Raw genomic sequence first — 15,827 nt, 5'->3', positions numbered from 1 at the left:
TCTGCCGCATGTCAACGCCGTGGGTGACGATACGTCACTGTTCGACCGTTCCCCCTGTCGGGGCAGCGCTCACAGGGGATGACTATGGATTGGTTTTACACATTTCCGCATATGAATGATGAGGCTCTTCGAAACCTCAAGAAGGTGATCGACGACGGCTTCCGCGGCTTTACCCGGGAATGGGGCGGCACGATCGAAACGTTCTTTTCGCCGCTTCAGCATTTCCTGATCTCGGCCGAACGCTTCATGACACAGACACCGTGGCCGATCATCATCCTGATCATCATGGCAATCGCCTGGTTTGCCAGCCGCAGCATCAAGATCGTTTTCGGCTGTCTGATCACACTCCTCCTCATCGGTTACTTTGACATGTGGACCGATACGATGCGAACGATCTCGATGATCTTCGTCTGTACGGTGCTATCCATTGCCATCGGCCTTCCACTCGGCATTGCCATGTCGCGGTCCGATCGCTTTCAGCGGATCGTCAATCCCGTGCTGGACGTGATGCAGACGATGCCGAGCTTCGTCTATCTGATCCCGGTTGTCATGCTGCTCGGCATCGGCAAGGTGCCAGGCCTGATCGCCGTCGTTATATATGCCATCCCGCCGATGATCCGCCTGACCGATCTCGGTATCCGCCTCGTCGACAAGGATGTGCTGGAAGCGGCAGATGCATTCGGTTCCTCCGGCTGGCAGAAGCTCTTCAAGGTGCAGCTACCGCTCGCCTTGCCGACAATCATGGCCGGTATCAACCAGACGATCATGATGGCACTTGCCATGGTGGTGGTCGCATCCATGATCGGCGTGCAGGGGCTGGGTCAGCCGGTGCTCAAAGCCATCGCCAACCAGTACTTTACGCTCGGCATCTTCAACGGTCTTGCCATTGTCGGCATCGCCATCATCTTCGACCGGATCAGCCAGGCCTATGGCAAGCGGCTCCAGAAGCACCAGGAGGTCGCCCATGGCTGATGGTTTCGGCGGTATTGAAATCCGCAATCTCTACAAGATTTTCGGTTCCAACCCTGCGTCCCATGTGGAGGCCGTGCGCAACGGTCTGACGAAGCAAGAGTTGAACGAGAAGTACGGCCATGTGCTCGGGCTTCGCGATATCAACATCACCATTCCGTCCGGCTGCATTCAGGTCATCATGGGCCTTTCCGGGTCCGGCAAATCCACACTGATCCGCCACATCAACCGGCTGATCGATCCAACCGCCGGCGAGGTGCTGGTGGATGGCGTGGACGTGGTGAAGATGTCACCGACGGAGCTTCGCGAGTTCCGTCGTCATCAGACGGCCATGGTGTTTCAGAAGTTCGCACTTCTGCCGCATCGCAACGTGCTGGACAACACGATCTACGGTCTCGAGGTTCAGGGTGTCGCCCGTAACAAGAGCATAGACATTGCCATGCGGTGGCTGGAGCGCGTCGGCCTGAAGGGTTTCGAACAGCGTTATCCGAACCAGTTATCGGGCGGCATGCAGCAGCGTGTAGGCCTTGCGCGTGCGCTTTCCAACGACGCGCCGGTTCTGTTGATGGACGAAGCCTATTCCGCCCTTGATCCGCTGATCCGCACGGACATGCAGACGGTGCTTCTCGATATTCAGAGCGAAATCAAGAAGACCATCGTCTTCATTACCCATGATCTGGATGAGGCGCTTCGTCTCGGCGACCAGATTGCAATCCTTCGCGATGGCGAAGTCATTCAACAGGGAACGAGTCAGGATATCGTCTTGCGCCCTGCGGACGCTTACATCGAAAGCTTCGTCAAGGAAGTGAACCGAGGCCGGGTTGTCCACGTGGAAGCCATCATGACGCCGGTACGCAGCGGCGTTGTTGCGGATGCTCCGCCGATCCCCGCCGGTACCAGCATCGAAGAGGCCATGCGACTGCTTTCTATGAGCGTGCACGAGGTTGCGACGGTGGTGGGCAAGAAGGCAGAGCCGCTCGGCATAATCACCTTCCGTCAGCTGGCAGGTGCCATGGTCAATGCGCCGGGCTCCGGACCAGCGGAAACCTCTCACGGAGATCATGTCGTGCGTGCACAGGCCTGAACGCACTGTTCACCAATCGCTTCGGTACATCCTGCTGGCGGCGCACTATATGTGGGACAACCACATCAATTAAGCCAGCAGGTTTTATCTCATGAAGAAGATCGGTTTTCTGTCCTTCGGCCATTGGAGCCCTGGATCCCATTCACAAGCGCGTTCCGCCAAGGACGTTCTGCAACAATCCATAGAACTCTCCGTCGCCGCCGAGGAAATCGGCGTTGATGGCGCCTATTTCCGCGTGCATCACTTTGCACGCCAGCTTGCTTCCCCCTTTCCCCTGCTCGCCGCAGTCGGTGCGCGCACCAGGTCGATCGAGATCGGCACGGCCGTCATCGATATGCGCTACGAGAACCCGCTCTACATGGCGGAAGATGCCGGCTCTGCCGATCTGATTTCGAACGGACGCCTGCAACTGGGCTTGAGCCGCGGATCGCCGGAACAGGTGATCGACGGCTGGCGCTACTTCGGTCATCGCCCCGCCGAGGGCGAAAGCGACGCCGATATGGGTCGACGCAACACCGAGATCCTGTTGGAGGTCCTGAAAGGCGAGGGCTTTGCCGAGCCCAATCCGCAGCCAATGTTCCCCAACCCTCCCGGTCTCTTGCGACTGGAACCCCATTCGGAAGGCTTGCGCGACCGCCTTTGGTGGGGTGCCGGCTCCAACGCCACGGCCCGATGGGCGGCAAAGCTCGGCATGAACCTGCAAAGCTCCACCTTGAAGGACGACGAGACGGGTGAACCCTTTCACGTCCAGCAGGCGGCGCAGATCCGAGCCTATCGCGAGGCGTGGAAAGAGGCCGGTCACGAACGAACGCCCCGCGTATCGGTCAGCCGCAGCATCTTCGCGCTGGTGGATGATCGCGACCGCGCCTATTTCGGTCGCGGTTCGAAGGAAAGCGATAGCATCGGTTATCTCGACGCGAATACGCGCGCCATCTTCGGACGGTCATATGCCGCCGAGCCCGATGTGCTGGTCAAGGAACTGGCGAAGGATGAAGCGGTTGCGGAAGCCGATACGCTGTTGCTGACCATTCCGAACCAACTTGGCGTCGACTACAACGTCCATGCGCTAGAGGCGATCTTGAAATATGTCGCGCCGGAACTCGGCTGGCGTTGACTTCAGGGGGCTCTAACTCTTTGAGTTTTTGCGTAGCGCTTACCGAGAACAGATTTCCGTTTTCGATAAGTGGCTGTCATAAAAAAGCCGGAGCGAATGTCGCCCCGGCTTTCTTTTTATCGGACAAGCAGGCTTACTTCTGCCAGCTCTTTACCAGTTCGTCGTAGTTCACGGTGACCGGCTTTTCCTTCTCGTTCTCGACCTTCAGCTGCGGTGCCAGGTTGCCCTTGGCGACGGCATCCTTGTGCCAATATTCGAGATCGTGCTCTTCCGCCAGCTTCGGACCTTTGTCGCCCTGAACGCCTGCACGTTCCAGGCGCTGCATGACCTTTTCCTGTTCGGCGCAAAGCGAGTCCATGGCTTCCTGCGCGGTCTTCGCACCGGAAGAAGCATCACCGACGGCCTGCCACCACAGCTGAGCCAGCTTCGGGTAGTCAGGAACGTTGGTGCCGGTCGGAGACCACTGAACGCGAGCGGGCGAACGGTAGAATTCGATCAGACCGCCAAGATCCTTGGCGCGCTTGGTGAAGCTCTCGTGGTTGATGGTCGATTCACGGATGAGGGTAAGACCCACATGTGCCTTCTTCACGTCCACCGTCTTGGAGGTGACGAACTGCGCATAAAGCCAGGCGGCCTTTGCGCGGTCGGTTGGAGTGGACTTCATCAGCGTCCAGGAACCCACGTCCTGATAGCCGAGCTTCATGCCGTCTTTCCAGTACACACCATGAGGGGAGGGGGCCATACGCCACTTTGGCGTGCCATCCTCGTTGACGACCGGCAGACCCTTCTTGACGGCATCCGCGGTGAAGGCGGTGTACCAGAAGATCTGCTGCGCCACTTCGCCCTGCGCCGGCACGGGACCGGATTCGGAGAAGTTCATGCCCTGCGCTGCTGGAGGAGCGTATGCCTTCAGCCAGTCGAGGTATTTCTGGATGGCGTAAACAGACGCAGGACCATTGGTGTCGCCGCCACGCGCTACGCAGGAGCCGACCGGCTGGGACTTTTCGTTGACCTTGATGCCCCATTCGTCGACCGGCAGACCGTTTGGCAGGCCCTTGTCGCCGTTGCCAGCCATGGAGAGCCAGGCATCGGTGAAGCGCCAGCCGAGCGACGGGTCCTTTTTGCCATAGTCCATATGGCCGTAGACCTTCTTGCCGTCGATTTCGCGACCGGTGAAGAAGGCGGCGATATCCTCGTAGGCAGACCAGTTGACCGGAACGCCGAGGTCATATCCGTACTTCGCCTTGAAGTCGGCCTTGTTCTTGGCATCGTTGAACCAGTCGTAGCGGAACCAGTAGAGGTTCGCGAACTGCTGATCAGGCAACTGGTAAAGCTTGCCGTCGGGAGCGGTGGTGAACTTGGTGCCGATGAAGTCGGGGAGGTCGAGACCTGGATTGGTCACGTCCTTGCCTTCGCCCGCCATCCAGTCTGTCAGGTTGCGAACCTGCTGGTAGCGCCAGTGCGTGCCGATGAGGTCGCTGTCGTTGACGAAGGCATCATAGATGTTTTCGCCCGACTGCATCTGCGTCTGCAGCTTTTCAACGACGTCACCTTCGCCGATGAGGTCATGGGTGATCTTGATGCCGGTGATTTCCGAGAACGCCTTGGCCAGGACCTTGGATTCATACTCGTGCGTCGTCAGCGTCTCGGAGACGACCTTGATGTCCATGCCTGCAAAGGGCTTTGCAGCGTCGATGAACCATTGCATTTCCTTTTCCTGGTCCGCACGGGAAAGGGAAGAAAGGTCACCGACCTCCTTGTCGAGAAAGGCTTTGGCTTCATTCATGCCGGCGTGAGCCACGCCGGTGATTGCCAGCAGCACCGCTGCTGTCGTGGTAAGAAGATGCATTCGCATAAGAGGTCCTCCCAAGGTTTTGCGATTGCGTCATGCGTAGAACTGCCGGGCCGTCCTCCGCCCCGGTATGTTGTCGGCAGCTATACGAAGCGGAACACGCCGATCGCATAGACAACCGAAAGAGCGAGCGCCCACCAAAGGCCTGTGCCGACGAAGCCGAGCCAGGCGAGGTTGATGAAGGCGGAGCCGAGCAGCGAGACGAAGAGCCTATCCCCCCGTGTCGTCTCGAAGCGTAGAATGCCGACGCGCGGATTGCCGCCGGGCGAAAGATACTCCCACACCGCCATGCCGATCATCAGGGTCAGGATCGTCAGGAAAAACAGTGCCGTCGGTAACGTCCACGCCATCCAGGAAAAATTCATTTCTGTTCTCCTTCTCAGACGCGACCGAGGGCGAAGCCCTTGGCGATGTAGTTGCGGACGAAATAGATGACGAGCGCGCCGGGAATGATGGTCAGTACACCGGCTGCAGCCAGAACGCCCCAGTCCATCCCCGATGCGGAAACCGTGCGCGTCATGGTCGCGGCAATCGGCTTTGCTGCTGTCGTCGTGAGTGTTCTGGCAAGCAATAGCTCGACCCATGAGAACATGAAGCAGAAGAAGGCCGCCACGCCGATACCGCTTGCGATCAGGGGCATGAAGATCTTCACGAAAAAGCGCGGGAAGGAGTATCCATCAATATAGGCGGTCTCGTCGATTTCCTTTGGGACGCCGGACATGAAGCCTTCCAGAATCCACACGGCCAGCGGCACGTTGAACAGGCAGTGGGCAATCGCCACGGCAATATGCGTATCGATCAGGCCGAATGCCGAATAGAGCTGGAAGAAGGGCAGGGCGAAGACGGCGGGTGGAGCCATTCGGTTTGTGAGGAGCCAGAAGAACAGATGCTTATCGCCAAGGAAGCGATATCGAGAGAAGGCATAGGCCGCTGGAAGCGCCGCCGCCACCGAGATGACGGTGTTCAACGCGACATAGATGATCGAGTTGATGTAGCCATTATACCAGGCCGGATCGGTGAAGATGATCGTGTAGTTGCGCAGTGTCGGGTTTTGCGGCCACAGCGAGAAGGCGCCGAGGATTTCGGCGTTCTCCTTGAAGCTCATATTCACCAGCCAGTAGATCGGCAGCAGCAGGAAGATGATGTAGATCGTCGGGATCAAAAAGGAGAAGCGGCTCATGGTGGAATTGCTCATATCGATCTCCTTTCTCACGCATCCGCGTCGCTGTTGGTCATGACGGTGTAGAAGATCCAGGACAGCGCCAGGATGATCAGGAAGTAGATGATCGACATGGCCGCTGCCGGACCAAGGTCGAACTGACCGATGGCCATCTTCACGAGATCGATGGAGAGGAAGGTCGTGGAATTGCCGGGGCCGCCGCCGGTGACGACGAAGGGCTCGGTGTAGATCATGAAACTGTCCATGAAGCGCAGCAACACGGCAATCAGCAGCACGCGTTTCATCTTAGGCAGTTGAATGAAGCGGAAGACGGACCACCGCGAGGCGCCATCGATGCGAGCCGCTTGATAATAGGCGTCCGGTATGGAGACGAGGCCGGCATAGCAGAGCAGCACGACGAGGCTTGTCCAGTGCCAGACATCCATGATGATGACGGTTGCCCAGGCGTCCACCGGGTCCTGCGTGTAGTTGTAATCGATGCCGAGCTTCGAAAGGTAGTGGCCAAGAAAGCCGATATCGACGCGACCGAAAACCTGCCAGATGGTACCGACTACGTTCCAAGGGATGAGAAGCGGTAGCGCCATCAGAACGAGGCAGACCGGAACACCTAGCCCCTTTTTCGGCATGTTCAGTGCGATCAGAATGCCAAGCGGAATTTCGATCGCCAGAATGACGAGCGAGAAGATCAGGTTGCGGATCAGCGCATCCCAAAAGCGTGGCGAGTGCAGCATTTGCACGAACCAGTCGGTGCCTGCCCAGAAGAACTCATTGTTGCCGAACGTATCCTGCACAGAATAGTTGACGACCGTCATCAGCGGGATGACCGCCGAAAAAGCGACGAGCACCAGAACCGGAATGACGAGGAACCAGGCCTTGTTGTTGACTGTCTTGTCCATGGCTCAGGCTCCTGTTCCCACGCGCCAGCTATCGGCATAGATGCCGATGGCCCTCGGATCGAAGGTCACGCGCGGGTCTGCGGGGATTTCACCGTCCTCCGGGACTACAATCGTCAGTGGCTGACCGGCAAAGCTGGAACGCACCACCTTCTGGCGACCGAGGTCCTCGACCTTGGTGATCGAAACGGGCATGCCGTCGCGGCCAAGCGAGATGAATTCAGGCCTGATGCCGAGTTCCGTCTTGGCACCCACATTGACGTCTGGAGCGGAAGACAATGCAATCGTCTCGTCACCAATCTTAGCCTGCGCGCCGTTTAGAGAAACAGGCAGCACATTCATGCCGGGCGAGCCAATGAAGTAACCGACGAAGGTGTGGCTGGGGCGCTCAAACAATTCCGCTGGCGTGCCGATCTGGACGATCTGGCCATCATACATGACGACGACCTTGTCGGCGAAGGTCAATGCTTCGGTCTGATCGTGCGTGACGTAGACCATGGTGAAGCCGAACTGGCGGTGCAGGCGCTTCAACTGCGAGCGAAGCACCCATTTCATATGGGGATCGATGACGGTCAGCGGTTCATCGAAGAGAATGGCGTTGACGTCGTTGCGCACAAGACCGCGACCGAGCGAAATCTTCTGTTTCTGGTCTGCGGTCAGGCGGCGCGCGCGGCGCTTCGCCATGGCGCCGAGATCGATCATCTCCAGGATTTCGTTGACGCGACGATCGACGTCGGGTTCGGAAACGCCGCGGTTTCGCAACGGGAAGGCAAGATTGTCGTAAACCGTCATCGTGTCGTATATAACCGGAAACTGGAACACCTGGGCGATGTTGCGCTGTTCGGTCGGCAAATTCGTCACATCCTTGCCATTGAACAGAATGCGGCCGTCGGACGGATGGATCAGGCCGGAAATGATGTTGAGCAGGGTGGTCTTGCCACAGCCGGAAGGGCCGAGCAGCGCATAGGCGCCGCCATCGCTCCAGTCGTGGTGCACCTCCTTCAAAGCGTAATCGTTGGCCGCTTTTGCTTTCGCGTTATAGGCGTGGCGGATATGGTCGAGACTGATACGTGCCATGTCTCTATCTCCTCACGCGGCAGCGAGCTTTGGGGTTGCAAGGGAGCGGCCATTCATGTCGAAGGCCATGAGATGGCGGGTGTCGAGATAGATGTCGATCTGGCGATCCGGCTCGATGTCGAGAATGCCACGGGTCAGCATGACCCAGCGATGGCCGGCAAAGTCGAGATGGATGAAACTTTCAGAGCCGGCGATTTCCGAGACCAGCGTTTTTGCCTGAAGCTTGGCCGCAGCAGCATTGGTTGGGTCAGGGTAAAGGTGATGCGGATGAAACGCCGCTGTTATCGGACCGTCGGGAATGCCGGCTAGATGAGCCGGCACGGCGAAAGCCGGTTGGTCGTTTTGTAGAAACGAACCGCCTGATTTGGTCAGTTCGACGATGTTTAATGGCGGATCGGCAAAGGTTCTGGCAGAGACGAGATCGACCGGATTGCGATACATGTCGATGGTCGGACCGTATTGGGTAATCTGACCCTGGTTCATCGTCGCAGTGTTGCCGCCTAGAAGAAGTGCCTCCGAGGGCTCCGTCGTCGCATAGACGAAAATCGCGCCGGACGAGGCGAATATCTTTGGCAGCTCCTCACGCAGTTCTTCACGCAGCTTGTAATCGAGGTTGGCAAGCGGCTCATCCAGGAGAACGAGGCTAGCATTCTTGACGATGGCGCGCGCAAGTGCGGTGCGCTGCTGCTGGCCGCCGGAGAGATTAAGCGGCGTCCGCTCCAGATAGGGCGTCAATTTCAACAGGTCGGCCGCTTTTCGAACCTCGCGGTCGATCGTCGCATTATCCTTTTTTGCAATCCGCATCGGGGAGGCGATGTTTTCGTAAACGGAGAGCGAGGGATAATTGATGAACTGCTGGTAAACCATGGCAACGCTGCGATCCTGCACGCGTTTGCCGGTGACGTCGGTGCCATCAAAGACCAGCGAGCCTTCGGTCGGTTTGTCGAGGCCTGCCATCAGTCGCATCAGCGACGTCTTGCCGGACAAAGTCGGTCCAAGCAGGACATTCAGCGTGCCCCGCTTGAGTGTCAGATTGGTGGGGTAGATGTGATAATCCCCGCCCACCATCTTCGCGATGTTGCGCAATTCAAGCATTCTGTCCCGCGGCCTCCTCCACCGGCAAGATGTCTGCAATCAATACGTCTTATGCAGCGCCGTCGCGGCGCGTCCAAATCAGTCGTCTCAGGCAGCCCTTGTCGTCATGTAATCGTTGAGCGCTGCAACTTCCTCCCGGGAAAAATGCAGGCCCTGCTTCGTTCTGCGCCAGAGCACGTCCTCGCTGGTTCTGGCCCATTCCTGTTCCATCAGCCAGGCAACTTCGCGCTCGTAAAGATCCCCGCCGAAATGCCTGCCCAGTGCCTCCACGCCGGTGGCATCTCCCAGGAAGACGGCAGCCTTCGTTCCGTAAAGGCGGACCAGCCGACGGGCATGACGATCCGAAAGAAAGCCGTAGCGGGCCTTCAGTTTCGCCACTTCAGCCTCGTAGCCGGTCGGTGCAAAATCGCCGCCGGGCAACGAACTCTTCGCGGTCCAGGGCGAGCCCTTGGTGCCGATCGCTTCGTTGATCTTTTCCAGAGCATGTTCGGCAAGACGACGATAGGTGGTGAGCTTGCCACCGAAAACGTTGAGCAGTGGTGGCTCGCCGGTGTTCTGTTCAAGCTTCAACACGTAATCGCGTGTTGCTTCCTGGGCCTTGGATGCACCGTCATCATAGAGCGGGCGAACGGCGGAATAGGTCCAGACGATATCGTCCTTCGTCACGGGCTCGGCGAAATACTCGCTGGCTGCCTTGCAGAGATAATCCGTTTCCTCTTCGCTGATCCTCACCTGCGATGGATCGCCGTCATAGTCCCGGTCGGTGGTGCCGATCAGGGTGAAGTCGGTTTCGTAAGGGATGGCAAAGATGATGCGGTTGTCGGGGTTCTGGAAGAAATAGGCGCGCGGATCGTTGAACTTCTTCTTCACGACGATGTGGCTGCCTTGAACGAGGCGTACATTATGGACCTGGTTCTTGCCCGCCGCGTTGGACAATACCTGATCCACCCAGGGACCGGCTGCATTGACCAGCATCCGCGCCTGCACGGTTTTCACATAGCCGCTCTCGATGTCCTGCACGTCGATGGTCCAAAGACCATTCTCCCGGCGAACGGAGATGACTTTCGAGCGGTTCATGATGTCGGCGCCGCGGTCTGCCGCGTCACGTGCGTTCAGCACCACGAGGCGGGCATCATCCACCCATCCATCGGAATATTCGAAGGCCTTGGTGAAGAGCGGCTTCAACGGCTTGCCGGCCGGGTCACGCCGCATGTCGAGCGACTTGGTGGCAGGCAGCAATTTGCGGCCGCCAAGGTGGTCGTAGAGGAAAAGACCAAGCCGGATCAGCCAGGCGGGACGAATGCCACCCTTGTGGAAGGGCAGAACGAAGCGCATTGGCCAGATGATGTGGGGCGCCATGGCCCACAGAACTTCGCGTTCCATCAAGGCTTCGCGCACGAGACGGAATTCGTAATGCTCCAGATAGCGCAGCCCGCCATGGATCAATTTGGTGGCACCAGAGGACGTGCCGGAGGCAAAGTCCTTCATCTCAGCAAGCGTAACCGAATAGCCTCGCCCGGCCGCATCACGCGCAATGCCGCAGCCATTGATGCCGCCGCCGACGACGAAGATGTCGCGAACCGCCTCTTGAGCCACCTGTCCCTACTCCCTGTTGTTGCGCGTGCAAGCCGAACGATTTTTTTGTTGAAGGGAAAATAAAAGGAACTCAAAGCGAATGTCAAACGAAACTATCGTCTATAGTATCTGTATTCGCTGGGGCTGTTTCGATCAGTTGGACGCCTGCTTCTCTGCAGATGTCTCGTATCGACTCCGATGGGCAATGGTCTGTAATGAAGGTCTGAACCTGCGAGAGATGGCCGATCCTCACCGGTGCTGTGCGCTCGAATTTGCTGGAGTCACTGGCGAGAATCACATGACGCGCATTGGCGATGATTGCCTGGGCCACTTTCACCTCGCGAAAATCGTAATCGAGCAAGGCGCCATCCGGATCGATGGCCGAGACGCCGATCACCGCATAATCCACCTTGAACTGACGAATAAAGTCGACTGCCGCCTCGCCGACAATGCCACCATCGGTGCCGCGCACCACACCACCGGCTATGATAACTTCAATGGAGGGGAAGATCCGCAGCCGGTTTGCGACATTGATATTGTTGGTAATGATCATCAGTTCGTGGTGATCGAGAAGTGCGTCGCCGACCGCCTCTGTCGTGGTGCCGATATTGATGAAGAGGGAGGACTTGTTGGGAATAATGTTCGCTGCCGCCTTGCCTATGGCCTGCTTCTCGCTCGCTGCAATCGAACGTCGCGCCTCGTAGCGCATATTTTCGGTGCCGTTGGGGAAAATCGCGCCACCATGAATGCGGTTCAGCGTCCGGTTTTCGCAAAGCTCGTTCAAGTCCTTACGGATCGTTTGCGGGGTGACGGAAAAGCGTGCTGCGAGGTCTTCGACGAGCACGCGTCCTTCAGATTTTGCAAGCTCTATGATCTCGGTTTGACGCGCGCTGAAAAACATCGGATGGCCCCCCTAAAGCCTTTTCGTTTTGTTTCAGTTTAGCCAAAAACGAAAGCCGCTCAAGCGTCCTTCACTTTCTATCTCAATCAGCCCTTCAGCGCAGGGATTCTCCTGGGGGATCGGCCACCTTCAGGTTTGTGGTCATCTTTTTCCACAGCTGGACACGAAATTCAGCGTAAATTTGTCAGTCAGCTAGACGGATTGCGGCTTGACGTATCCTGATATTTTTTCAGCATATTTTGCATCTGCCGCATTGTTGCGCAGTCACGGTTGTGCCTGTTCAAGGGGCAGGTTTGATGTGGCTGAAAATATTGGGGGTTGCGCGTCAAGCCAATATGCCCTTGTTTTAGGCCTCTCAAACTGTCTGGGAGCATTAAAAAAATGATTTCGTTTAAAACGACAACGCGGGCCGCACTTCTTCTTGGCTCACTTCTGATTGGCGCCAGTTCCGCTCTTGCTGAAACCGTTCTGCATCGCGGTAATCCGGGGGAACCCCAAACTCTCGATCAGGCACAGACCTCGATCAATATCGAAGCCTTCATCCTGAAGGACCTCTATGAAGGTCTGACGATTTATGACTCTGCCGGCAAGATTGTGCCCGGCACAGCCGAAAGCTGGAAGCTGTCGGATGACGGCACCGTCTATACGTTCAAGCTGCGCGACAACGCGAAGTGGTCGGATGGCTCTCCGGTCACCGCAGAGGACTTCGTGTTCTCCTACCAGCGCGTTCAGGACCCGAAGACGGCTGCCAAATACGCCAATATTCTCTATCCCATCAAAAATGCCGAAAAGATCAACAAGGGCGAGTTGCCGCTCGATCAGCTTGGCGTGAAGGCGGTGGACGAAAAGACGCTCGAAATCACCCTTGAGCGCCCGACACCCTTCTTCCTAGAGCTTCTCGCGCACCAGACGGCACTGCCTGTCTCCAAGGCAAGCTTTGACAAGAACGGCAAGGACTTCGTCAAGCCGGGCGTCATGGTCTCGAACGGCGCCTATACGCTGCAGTCGCATGTTCCCAATGACAGCCTGACTGTGGTGAAGAACCCGAACTTCTGGGACGCTGCCAATACCAAGATCGATAAGGTGATCTTTTACCCGATCGACGACCAGGCAGCCTCGGTTCGTCGCTTCGAGGCGAAGGAAATGGATCTCGCCTACAACTTCTCGGCCGATCAGCTCGATCGCCTGCGCAAGGCCTATGGCGAGCAGGTCCATGTGTCGCCTACACTTGCGACCTACTACTACACTTTCGATACGCGCGAAGCGCCCTATAGCGACGTTCGCGTTCGCCGTGCGCTCTCCATGGCTGTCGATCGCGACTTCCTGGCCAAGGAAATCTATAGCGGATCGCAGGTTCCGGCCTATTCCATGGTGCCGCCCGGCATGGACTCCTACGGCGAGCCGGCCAAGGCCGATTTCGCAACGCTCTCCCAGCTCGATCGTGAAGACGAAGCCGTCAAGCTGATGAAGGAAGCCGGTTACGGTGAGGGGGCCAAGCCGCTCTCCATCGAAATCCGCTACAACACGAACCCGAACCATGAGCGCGTGGCAACCGCCATCGCCGATATGTGGAAGAATACGTTTGGCGCCAATGTGTCGCTGGTGAACCTCGACGTGGCGTCGCACTATGGTTACCTGCAGGAAGGCGGCAAGTACAATGTCGCGCGTGCCGGCTGGGTCGCCGACTACGCAGACGCGGAAAACTTCCTGGCACTCTCCATTTCCTCCAACAAGACCTTCAACTATGCGAAGTTCAACAACGCGGAATACGACGCGTTGATGAAGAAGTCTTACGAGGAGAAGGACCCGGCTGCCCGCTCCCAGCTGCTGCATGAGGCTGAAACGATCCTTATGAAGGAGCAGCCGGTGGCACCGCTTCTGACCCAGGCCGATCTCTGGCTCGTATCGAATCGCGTCAAGGGTTGGCACGACAATGCTGCCAACGAACACTTGAGCCGCTTTCTGAGCGTTTCCGAATAAGCTGCGCTGGCACGGCGGCTGAATAAGCCCGCCGTGCCATGCCCCGGAGCCTGAAAAGCCATGATTTCATTTGTTCTGCGCCGTCTGGCGAGCGCGGTGCCGACGCTGTTTATCGTCGTCACCATTTCCTTTTTCCTGATGCGTTTTGCACCGGGCGGTCCGTTCAACCTTGAACGGCCCCTGCCGCCACAAACGATGGAAAACCTGATGAGAACCTATCATCTGGATGAACCATTGTGGCGTCAGTATCTGATTTATCTGCGTAATGCCGTCACAGGCGATTTTGGTCCGAGCTATATTTACAAGGATAACACCGTCGCGCAGCTGATCGGCAAAGGCCTGCCTTACTCGCTGGAGCTCGGCTGCTATGCGCTGTTTCTGGCTGTGATCGGTGGCGTCATTGCCGGTACCTTCGCGGCCCTTCGGCAAAACAGCGCCTTCGATTTCTCCATCATGTCGATTTCGACGGTGGGTGTAACGGTGCCAAATTTCGTCGTCGCACCTGTGCTCACGCTTGTTTTTGCGGTTTTCCTTGGCCTTCTGCCTGCCGGCAGCTGGGGCGACGGATCGCTGCGTTATCTCATCCTGCCAATGATTGCGCTTGCTTTGCCGCAGCTTGCGGTTATTGCGCGTCTGACGCGTGGCGCGATGATCGAGGCTCTGCGCATGGACCATATTCGCACCGCCAAGGCCTATGGCCTTCCGGCGAGAAGCGTGGTCGTCTTCCACGCCATGCGCGCTGCCATGCTGCCGGTCGTCTCCTATCTGGCACCTTGCGCTGCAGCGCTTTTGACCGGTTCTGCCGTCATCGAAACGATCTTCACCATTCCAGGTGTGGGCCGTTACTTTGTTCTCGGCGCCATCAATCGCGATTACACGCTGGTCATGGGAACTGTCGTTCTCGTCGCCATCTTCGTCATCCTCTTCAATCTCGTGGTCGATATTCTCTACGGCCTTCTCGATCCGAGGGTTCGACATGACTGATATTTCGACCAATCTTCCACCCCAAGCCGAGGTGCGGAGCCGAAGCCTGTTCCAGCTGGCAGCGATGCGCTTCCGCCGCAATAGGGCGGCGATGGCGGGCTCCGTCATGCTGGTGCTGATCACGCTCTTCTCCTTTATCGGTCCGCATTTCCTCACCCACACCTATGACCAGGTGTTCTCCTCCTACGTCTCCGTGCCACCGAGCCTAGAGCCACGTCCGGATGTGAACAATTTGCAGGAGGTGATGGAAGGTGTTGCAAGCCGTGCCCGTGTCGATCTGAAGGAATTCGCCGTCAGCGGCCAGACCTTCACGGCAACGGTGACATCCAGCAGCGCCATCGATCCGCGCACGACACGCTATTTCGACCGTGCCAACGAGTTCGAAAACACCAAGGTCGTCGCAACGGAAGACGAGGGACGGACACTGAAGCTGGAAGGCGAGGTGAACCGGGAGTACTTCTTCTTCGGCACCGATACCAACGGGCGTGATATGCTGGCCCGTGTCATGCTGGGCGGGCAGATTTCGATCGCGGTCGGGGTTCTGGCGAGCCTCGTGTCGCTCGGCATCGGCGTGGTCTATGGCGCAACGGCCGGCTATATCGGCGGACGCGTCGACAATGTGATGATGCGCTTTGTCGAAATCCTCTACTCGCTGCCCTTCGTCTTTCTCGTCGTCGTCCTCGTGGTGTTCTTCGGCCGAAGCTTCATCCTGATCTTTCTGGTGATCGGGGCTGTGGAGTGGCTGGATATGGCGCGTATCGTCCGAGGCCAGACGCTTGCGCTCAAACGACGGGAATTCGTCGGGGCGGCACAGGCTTTGGGCTTGAGCGACTGGCAGATCATCCGCCGTCACATCATCCCCAATACCATTGGCCCGGTGGTTGTTTTTGTTACCGTAGTCGTGCCGAAGGTCATTCTTCTGGAAAGCTTCCTGTCCTTCCTCGGCCTTGGCGTGCAGGCGCCGTTGACGAGTTGGGGCGCGCTGATTTCGGAAGGCGCCAACAACATGCAGTCGGCACCCTGGCTGTTGATCTTCCCGGCTCTGTTCTTCGTGCTGACCCTGTTCTCCCTCAACTTCGTGGGCGACGGGTTGCGTGACGCACTTGATCCAAAGGATCGCTGA

General features: G+C 57.7%; 14 protein-coding genes. 6 read left to right on the top strand and 8 right to left on the bottom strand.

The annotated features are described in order from the left end of the window. Positions 1–84 precede the first annotated feature (84 nt). From PVA19_RS04795 to PVA19_RS04785, 3 genes are all read left to right on the top strand, one after another. Complete coding sequence (locus PVA19_RS04795) at positions 85–972, top strand: ABC transporter permease (protein ID WP_062441642.1); 888 nt, start codon at positions 85–87, stop codon at positions 970–972. Then, positions 965–2,053: a quaternary amine ABC transporter ATP-binding protein gene (locus PVA19_RS04790; RefSeq protein ID WP_274101385.1), complete on the top strand. Its 1,089-nt coding sequence runs from the start codon at positions 965–967 to the stop codon at positions 2,051–2,053. The genes PVA19_RS04795 and PVA19_RS04790 overlap by 8 nt, the downstream gene beginning before the upstream one ends. A 91-nt stretch (positions 2,054–2,144) precedes the next feature. Beyond that, the gene (locus tag PVA19_RS04785) at positions 2,145–3,167 is read left to right on the top strand and encodes an LLM class flavin-dependent oxidoreductase (RefSeq protein WP_274101384.1); all 1,023 of its coding nucleotides are present in this window, start codon (positions 2,145–2,147) and stop codon (positions 3,165–3,167) included. Between the two features lie 133 nt (positions 3,168–3,300). Here the strand turns inward: PVA19_RS04785 and PVA19_RS04780 are convergent, their stop codons facing one another. From PVA19_RS04780 to PVA19_RS04745, 8 genes are all read right to left on the bottom strand, one after another. After that, complete coding sequence (locus PVA19_RS04780) at positions 3,301–5,022, bottom strand: ABC transporter substrate-binding protein (protein ID WP_274101383.1); 1,722 nt, start codon at positions 5,020–5,022, stop codon at positions 3,301–3,303. Between the two features lie 80 nt (positions 5,023–5,102). Continuing rightward, positions 5,103–5,384 (bottom strand): DUF2160 domain-containing protein, encoded by a 282-nt coding sequence (locus PVA19_RS04775; protein WP_113265306.1) that lies wholly within the window; start codon positions 5,382–5,384, stop codon positions 5,103–5,105. Positions 5,385–5,398: 14 nt separating this feature from the next. Beyond that, entirely contained in the window at positions 5,399–6,214 is an 816-nt protein-coding gene (locus PVA19_RS04770; RefSeq protein WP_062424172.1) for a carbohydrate ABC transporter permease, read from the bottom strand. 14 nt (positions 6,215–6,228) lie between these two features. Then, positions 6,229–7,095, bottom strand: coding sequence for a carbohydrate ABC transporter permease (locus tag PVA19_RS04765; protein ID WP_062424173.1), 867 nt, complete (start codon positions 7,093–7,095; stop codon positions 6,229–6,231). Positions 7,096–7,098: 3 nt separating this feature from the next. Further along, on the bottom strand, positions 7,099–8,169 hold the full coding sequence (locus PVA19_RS04760; RefSeq protein ID WP_274101382.1) for an ABC transporter ATP-binding protein: 1,071 nt from the start codon (positions 8,167–8,169) through the stop codon (positions 7,099–7,101). Between the two features lie 12 nt (positions 8,170–8,181). Continuing rightward, entirely contained in the window at positions 8,182–9,264 is a 1,083-nt protein-coding gene (locus PVA19_RS04755) for an ABC transporter ATP-binding protein (protein ID WP_274101381.1), read from the bottom strand. A gap of 87 nt (positions 9,265–9,351) precedes the next feature. Continuing rightward, positions 9,352–10,860 (bottom strand): glycerol-3-phosphate dehydrogenase, encoded by a 1,509-nt coding sequence (gene glpD / locus PVA19_RS04750; RefSeq protein WP_274101380.1) that lies wholly within the window; start codon positions 10,858–10,860, stop codon positions 9,352–9,354. A gap of 82 nt (positions 10,861–10,942) precedes the next feature. Continuing rightward, the gene (locus PVA19_RS04745; RefSeq protein WP_274101379.1) at positions 10,943–11,740 is read right to left on the bottom strand and encodes a DeoR/GlpR family DNA-binding transcription regulator; all 798 of its coding nucleotides are present in this window, start codon (positions 11,738–11,740) and stop codon (positions 10,943–10,945) included. Positions 11,741–12,121: 381 nt separating this feature from the next. Between PVA19_RS04745 and PVA19_RS04740 the strand changes: the two genes are divergently transcribed. From PVA19_RS04740 to PVA19_RS04730, 3 genes are read left to right on the top strand one after another with little or no spacing between them, the layout of a single operon-like run. Further along, positions 12,122–13,720 (top strand): peptide ABC transporter substrate-binding protein, encoded by a 1,599-nt coding sequence (locus PVA19_RS04740; protein WP_274101378.1) that lies wholly within the window; start codon positions 12,122–12,124, stop codon positions 13,718–13,720. 60 nt (positions 13,721–13,780) lie between these two features. Next, positions 13,781–14,704, top strand: coding sequence for an oligopeptide ABC transporter permease OppB (oppB, locus tag PVA19_RS04735; protein ID WP_274101377.1), 924 nt, complete (start codon positions 13,781–13,783; stop codon positions 14,702–14,704). Beyond that, positions 14,697–15,827 (top strand): ABC transporter permease, encoded by a 1,131-nt coding sequence (locus PVA19_RS04730; protein ID WP_274101376.1) that lies wholly within the window; start codon positions 14,697–14,699, stop codon positions 15,825–15,827. The genes oppB and PVA19_RS04730 overlap by 8 nt, the downstream gene beginning before the upstream one ends.

This window comes from Agrobacterium sp. CNPSo 3708 (assembly GCF_028674915.1).
GTDB classification, from domain to species: domain Bacteria; phylum Pseudomonadota; class Alphaproteobacteria; order Rhizobiales; family Rhizobiaceae; genus Agrobacterium; species Agrobacterium cavarae.
Note: the sequence above shows the minus strand (reverse complement) of the source record. Positions and strands in the feature narration are given on the sequence as shown.

Excerpts from the sequence above, each read along its gene's own strand:
- PVA19_RS04795 (WP_062441642.1), top strand. The coding sequence starts at position 85 with ATGGATTGGTTTTACACATTTCCGCATATGAATGATGAGGCTCTTCGA.
- PVA19_RS04790 (WP_274101385.1), top strand. The coding sequence starts at position 965 with ATGGCTGATGGTTTCGGCGGTATTGAAATCCGCAATCTCTACAAGATT.
- PVA19_RS04785 (WP_274101384.1), top strand. The coding sequence starts at position 2,145 with ATGAAGAAGATCGGTTTTCTGTCCTTCGGCCATTGGAGCCCTGGATCC.
- PVA19_RS04780 (WP_274101383.1), bottom strand. The coding sequence starts at position 5,022 with ATGCGAATGCATCTTCTTACCACGACAGCAGCGGTGCTGCTGGCAATC.
- PVA19_RS04775 (WP_113265306.1), bottom strand. The coding sequence starts at position 5,384 with ATGAATTTTTCCTGGATGGCGTGGACGTTACCGACGGCACTGTTTTTC.
- PVA19_RS04770 (WP_062424172.1), bottom strand. The coding sequence starts at position 6,214 with ATGAGCAATTCCACCATGAGCCGCTTCTCCTTTTTGATCCCGACGATC.
- PVA19_RS04765 (WP_062424173.1), bottom strand. The coding sequence starts at position 7,095 with ATGGACAAGACAGTCAACAACAAGGCCTGGTTCCTCGTCATTCCGGTT.
- PVA19_RS04760 (WP_274101382.1), bottom strand. The coding sequence starts at position 8,169 with ATGGCACGTATCAGTCTCGACCATATCCGCCACGCCTATAACGCGAAA.
- PVA19_RS04755 (WP_274101381.1), bottom strand. The coding sequence starts at position 9,264 with ATGCTTGAATTGCGCAACATCGCGAAGATGGTGGGCGGGGATTATCAC.
- PVA19_RS04745 (WP_274101379.1), bottom strand. The coding sequence starts at position 11,740 with ATGTTTTTCAGCGCGCGTCAAACCGAGATCATAGAGCTTGCAAAATCT.
- PVA19_RS04740 (WP_274101378.1), top strand. The coding sequence starts at position 12,122 with ATGATTTCGTTTAAAACGACAACGCGGGCCGCACTTCTTCTTGGCTCA.
- oppB (WP_274101377.1), top strand. The coding sequence starts at position 13,781 with ATGATTTCATTTGTTCTGCGCCGTCTGGCGAGCGCGGTGCCGACGCTG.
- PVA19_RS04730 (WP_274101376.1), top strand. The coding sequence starts at position 14,697 with ATGACTGATATTTCGACCAATCTTCCACCCCAAGCCGAGGTGCGGAGC.